Source organism: Sodaliphilus sp. (assembly GCF_045598405.1).
Lineage (GTDB): Bacteria > Bacteroidota > Bacteroidia > Bacteroidales > Muribaculaceae > Sodaliphilus > Sodaliphilus limicaballi.
Genome location: NZ_JAZLLZ010000047.1, coordinates 1 through 6,332 on the forward strand (window position 1 = coordinate 1; position 6,332 = coordinate 6,332).

Consider the following 6,332-nt stretch of genomic DNA (forward strand, 5'->3'; position numbering starts at 1 on the left):
AACCGCGGGGCACGGGGGCTTGCATGCCGAGGACTGGGGGGCTTGGGTGGTTTTTTCTTGTGGAAAGGAAAAGGGTCGCAGGGGGTACTTGCGAGCCTTTGTGGGGATGTGTTATGTGGTGGGTTACATTCTCAAGGTGCCGTTGTCGGAGTAGTTCTTGCCGAAGCATGTGAAGCTGATGTCAAATGTCTTCTTGACAACGTTCACGTTCATCTCCAGGTTGGTGATGTTGCGTGATTCCATGGGTACCCATGTGTTGCCGTTGAGGAACTCGGGAGTCACTTTGTCGAGTTTAGCTAAATAACCCCAAGGGCGAATGCCGGTCAAGCCTACACCTGCTCTGTAAGGAATGCGGATGCACTTTTGTGCGGGCATTTCTTCAACAAACTTGACGTTGTGGATGTAGATGTATCCATCGGCTGTGCCGAGGAGGTCGAAGCGGTAGTATTTCTCGGCTGTTGTCTCGTAGTCGGTTCCTTTAGAAAGTGTGGAATAGAGTGGACGGGTGAAGATAATCAGTTCCTTGCCGTTCACGGTGCCGCGCACGCTCAAGAAGTTGCCCTTAGCGTCGTAAGAGCCGTTGAACTGTCCACTGATGTTGCCAGAGGTTTCGCTTGTTGATGCAATCTTGAGGTTGCTGTAAGAGACGGGAAGCTCGTAGGGCATGTTGGCACAAGAAAGGGTGATAGTTGCCTTGCTGCCAGTAGCGTCCAGGTTGAGCTTTGCAATGCCTTCTAAAGCTTCGCAAAATGCTGTCACATTAGTAAACTCGTGGTGCACAGGAGTGGCGGGTTCATCGTCACCGCAGCTAGTGAACATGGCGAATGCTGCAATGAAAGCTGCAAAAGAAAGGAATTTCTTCATAATCGTTGTACAAATAGATAGTTAGTTAATAATTTTCACAAAAAGGGCTTTGACCTATTGTTTTGAATGACAAAAGTACACATTTTTTTGTATCTGTTGTAAATTTAGCCCTAAAAAAGTTCAAAATCTCATCCTTAACGTTGCTCCCAGTGAGCGTCCGCGTCCGCGTTGCAGGAACTCTCGGTTCATCGAGACGAAGTAGAACGTCTTGTAGCTGGTGTCCGTGAGGTTGCGTGCCCACAGTTCGAGCGTGTGGTGGCGTCCCTCGATAGTGACCTCGGTTCCCAGCAGTGCGTAGAATGGCTGGCTCAATGTGTTGGCCTCGTTCCAGAAGATGCGTCCGGCGCACTTCACGTTGGCACTCAATGTCACGCCAGTGATCCAGTCGCCGCAACCTCGCACTGCCCAGCGGTTGTAGGCTCCGGCATAGAGCGTGTGGGCGGGTGCATAGGGGATGGTGTGATTCTTGTAGTCGTTTTTTCCGTCGCTGTATTCTATGAATCGCGCGTGCGTGTAGCCATAGGAGATGTTCAGCCCTGTCTCCTTGCGCGGATGCCATGCCAGAGCAGCCTCGATGCCCATGTTGCGGCTGCTGCCGGCGTTGGTCATCAGTCGGCCTGTGGTGGTGCCGTCGGGGAACACGGTGAGCTGGAGATCGCGGCAACGGGTGTAGAACGCATTGATGTCGATGTTGACCTTGTCTTTCTCGATGTGTGTTCCCACCTCATAGTTCCATGCGCTCTCGGGCTTGTATCCCACCACGCTGTTCACGTCGTAGGAAGGTCCTATGCCCATCATGCCCATGAGTCGCTGCTGGAGCACGTCGCTGAACATCTGTGTGTTGTATCCCCCTGCCTTGCTGCCTCGCGACACGGTGGCGCGCACATTGTTGCGCTCGCCGCAGTTGTAGGTGATGGTGAAGCTGGGCAGCAGCTGAATGTAGTGCTTGTGCAGTTGCCCTGTGTCGTCGATGTCGATTGGCTCGTGGGCATATATGCTGCCGTTGTGCATGATGTTGTAGCCCGTGTGGGTGGTGCTGCGGTAGTTGAGTGCTGCGTGCTCATAGTCGAGGCGCAGGTTGAGCCTGAAGTCAAACCGCTTCCACTTGTATTCAGAGCTGTGATATAAAGCCACTCCCCATGTGGGCGAGGTGAAATGGCTGCCTAGAACGAACTGCCGTTCGTCCCACTTGACGGGGTAAGACGGTGCGGCCTCGTTGCGGTGCTTCTCGATGAGTTCGGCAATTCCGGTGTCGAGGAAGGTGACGGGGGCATCCATGCTAATGTGGCGATAGAACGAAGACACACCGCCCTTCCATGAGTAGTTGTTAAAGGTGTTGCCGTTCAGTATGGCATCGAGCGTCGCGGCATGCTCGGTGCGTGCCTGCGTGAGTGTGAAGTAGGGCAGGGGAGTGAAGTCCTGGTCTAGAGTCATGTTGTCGTCGAGATACTGGTAGCTGGCAAACGCGTCCAAGCCGCAGCTGCCCAGCTGGGTGTGCACCTGCAGAGCGTCGCTCACAGCGGTGCGGCGGTAGAAACAGGTGTCGTTGTAAGAGATGAGTCCAGTCTCGACTCTCTCGTAGGGGTAGCCTCCCTGGCGGCTGATGCTGCCGCTCAAGGTGTTAATGATGCGAGTGTCGTCGGTTGCTTCCCAGTGTAGCTTGACGCGTGCGTTGCCCTGGCGTTCCCAGTCGCACTTGCGATTGTTGTAGGCATTGGTGAATTCGCCGCTCGTCCCGTTCGTTGTGATGCTGCCCGCAAGCCCAATCTTGTTGTCCCACCGCTTGTAATGGCTCAATCCTGCCCTCCACGAGCCGTGAGACGCTCCCTCGAAGAGGGCGCGTGTGCCTTGCCACGAGAACGGCGACAGGGTGTAGATGTTGATGACCCCTCCCATGGTGTTGCGTCCGAACATGGCGCTCTGCGGTCCGCGCAGTACTTCGATGTGCTCGATGTCCATGAGGTCGAGGTCGTAGTTTTCCTTGCACATCACCGGCATGTTGTCGATGGTTAGCCCCACAGCGGGTTGATCCATGCGTGCCCCGATGCCACGCACATAGATGGTGCTGGTCATGCGGCTGCCATAGTCGGGCACAAACAGGTTGGGCACCATAGACGAGGCCGTCTTGACGCTATTGATGCCCTCGCGGTTGAGGTCATGATAGCCTATCCATGTGGAAGACGGCGAAGTCCATGCCTCGCCAGGCGACTGCTTTATGCCTGTCACAGTGATCTCGCGTATCGACACAGAGAGCGTGTCGGCATCGTTGTCGGCCAGGGCGGCTTTCAGGCAGTGGGTGCCAGCGGCGGTGAGCAATATTGCAAGCAAAAATCTTTTCACGTTGCAAAATTACAATAATACTATTAATTGTGCAATCGCTACTATTAGTGATTTTGATGTGTGTTTGATATTTTTAATAACAATTACTTCCCTGATTGATGAGTATTGCATGCTATGGATGTATATAAAAAGGGCCTAAATCTTTGGTTATTTAAGAAAAAATGTAGAACTTTGTATCCAATTACATGAATTTTAATAAAAATTAAAGCAAAATGAAGAAATTCTACTCATTAGTCATGCTGGCTGTGGTTGCTATGAGCGCTTGGGCTGGCACAGTGACATTTGACTTCTCTTCGTCAGCCGGACTCGCCGCAATGGGTGTTCCCGCTCCTGTTGCAAGTCAAGGCACAAATCTTACTGATGTGGGTGCTGTGACCGTTGACGGTGTTACCCTCACCGCCACCAACGGCGCAACCGAAACACGCGTGTGGAACAGCCAGGGCAACTACACCCTGCGCATCTATGCTGATGGCAGCGTGAAATTCTCTGTTGCCAAGGGCAGCATCGTGGGCGCTACCATCAATGCAGCTACCACAAGCAACTTTGAGCTCAAGGCCAACGTGGGCAAGCTCACCACAAGCGGTGATGTTGCCACATGGAGCGGCAGCGCAGCAAGCGTTGCATTCAGCAAGACCGGCACAAAGAACGCCCAGATCAGTTCAATCGTTCTCACCACAAGTGATGATGATCCCCAGGGCGGTGGTTCAGACCCCGTGGTAGATCCCACAAAGTTCCAGCTTGATTCGCTCTCTAACCTCTACTTGCTTGACGAGGGCAAGGAGTTCCAGTTTGCAACCGAGTGCTTCGTAAACTACCAGAACGGCAAGTATCTCTATGTGATGCAGCTCGATGAGGAAGGCTATGTGTGGTCAGGACTTATCTATGGCGACACTGACAAGGAGTATGAGCTGGGCGACATCATTCCTGCTGGCTGGACTGCTAAGAAGCAGACCTACAACGGTCTCCTTGAGATGACCAATCCTGCAGGCTTGCAGAATGCTGTTTCTAATGTCGATGACCCCTACTTGTATGAGGCATTTGACATGACCGGCTATCTTGATGACGTGAGCGATCCTGAGCAGATGTGGGATAACTTCAAGGTAATCATGAGCGGTGTTAAGCTCAGTGACATAGACCAGAGCGGTAACTTTACCATCACTGGCGAAGGCAGCGAGGGCGAGACTACTCTTGCTGGTTTCAACAAGTTCAACATCGACTATCCCGAGAACCTCGAAGGCACATTCGTGGTTGAAGGTATGGTAAGCTATTACAAGAACGACTACCAGTTGTTCCCCATCAATATCGAGCCTTACGAGCTGACGACCAAACTGTGGAAGCTTGCTTACTACGGTGAGGAAGACGGCACTCAGGTTACCCTCAATGACTCACTCTTCGTGGCACAGCCCATCGAGGACATCAACACAGGTGCTAAGGTCGTTTACGTTACCGACAACGCTCTGTCAATCCTCTATGACGAGTTTGCAGACTGGGGCTATGTATGGTATGAGGACTGGTGGCCCGACTGGATTGCTCTTGACTTCACCGGCCAGGATGCACTCTACAAGAAAGTATCAGAGATGGGCGTAATCGCTCCGGGTACCGTTAAGGGTGCTATCTACGACACAAACTGCAACATGCGTCTTGTCGTAAACAGCGAGCCCGAAGAACTCCCGGTTGCCGAAGGCGAGGAAGTTCCCATTGTATTTGAATATGATCTCACCGCAGGCGAGGGTGTATTCCCCTATGGCAACGAAGTGGGTGTGTTCAAGGGCATCTGCAAGATGGTTGACGGCAAGCCCATGCTCACCGCAGGCGAGGCAGGCCCCGAGCAGCTGGCTCTGGACATGTGCTACAACCCCGAGGGCAAGGAAGACCTTGCTGATGGTGCCGAGGTATTGCTGTCGGCAGTCGTTAAGATGGGCGAGCCCTGGGTTGTTGAGGACGACTATGCTCCCGCCAAGGCACAGGCCAAGAAGGAAGCTCCCAGCAAGCAGAAGGTGCGTCAGCTCCCCGCAAGCGCAAGCGTGAAGAAGGTTGCTGTGAAGTTTGATCCCTATGCAGAAGACTACTACACCAACTACACACTGTGTCCTATCGTGATTGAGGTGGGCAAGACAGGCGTGAGCGACCTTACCGTTAAGGAAGCTAAGACCTACAAGACTATTGAAGAGGGTCAGGTAATCATCGTTAAGGGTAACAACCGTTACAACGTAATGGGTCAGCCCGTTAAGTGATTATTGCTATCAGGAGCAATTCCTGTGAAATGATATTGCCAGCCGCACGCCATGTTGTGTGCGGCTGGTTATTTTTTTGAAACAAAATAGTTTGCAGATTCGGCATTTATTTATACATTTGCATCCAATAAAAACATTGTAATATGAAATCACCCTTTTTCAAGGCTATGTGTGTAGCCGCATTAGTGGCCCTGTGCGGCATCCAGTCCTCGGCCAAGGCTACCACCGAGCAGCGAGAGCAACTGGCGGCGCAGTTTATTACCAACATGTATAACAATTATCTCTATGAGGACTATGATTTCCTCAAGGCTCACTGCACGCAGTCGATGCTCCAGGTTCTTGCCGAGAATTACGACTATGATTGCGATGACGGAGATTGCTATGCTGGATGGATGTTCCGCACTGATACCCAGGACAGTGCGAGCGATGATGAGCATCCAAACGCTGTTGTTGCTGTGAAAAGTGTGGGCGATGGCTGGTATGAGTATGAATTCTATGACGGCGGTTTTCGCGGCGTCACCCGCCTCAAACTCCTGTTTGATGGCGACACAATCATGATCGACGATCTTGAGAAAGTGTATGACGAGGTAAGGGAGAAATACAAGGAATTAGAAGACTAAAAGATAACTATTCAGCAATAGAACTCCCCGCGCGGATCTCACTGAACTCACTGATTTAATAATAACTGAAAGAAATTAAAATAATTAGAATAATTTCTTATTCAGTTAAATCAGAGCAATCTGTTGTAACTATACTACAATAGATTTTTTGCAGATTCCCCGCGCGGATCTCACTCACACATGATTTTGTAATGAGAGGCTGAAAGCCGACACGCAGAACGCAGTTCTGCACATAACCCTGTCCTAACTGAGCGCAAGCGAAGGCAGGGCAGGG

Annotated in this window: 4 protein-coding genes; 2 read left to right on the forward strand and 2 right to left on the reverse strand. The window is 51.7% G+C overall.

What is annotated here, in order from left to right; genetic code table 11:
- Nucleotides 1-123: 123 nt before the first annotated feature.
- Nucleotides 124-864 carry a hypothetical protein gene (locus ACKI3C_RS04245; protein ID WP_407402381.1) on the reverse strand — a complete coding sequence of 247 codons (741 nt, stop codon included), beginning with the start codon at nt 862-864 and terminating at the stop codon, nt 124-126.
- Nucleotides 865-984: 120 nt separating this feature from the next.
- A complete protein-coding gene (locus ACKI3C_RS04250) occupies nt 985-3,204 on the reverse strand; it encodes a TonB-dependent receptor (RefSeq protein WP_407402383.1) in 2,220 nt (739 codons plus the stop codon).
- Between the two features lie 212 nt (nt 3,205-3,416).
- Between ACKI3C_RS04250 and ACKI3C_RS04255 the strand changes: the two genes are divergently transcribed.
- A complete protein-coding gene (locus tag ACKI3C_RS04255; protein WP_407402385.1) occupies nt 3,417-5,438 on the forward strand; it encodes a hypothetical protein in 2,022 nt (673 codons plus the stop codon).
- 143 nt (nt 5,439-5,581) lie between these two features.
- Entirely contained in the window at nt 5,582-6,058 is a 477-nt protein-coding gene (locus ACKI3C_RS04260) for a hypothetical protein (protein WP_407402387.1), read from the forward strand.
- Nucleotides 6,059-6,332: the final 274 nt, after the last annotated feature.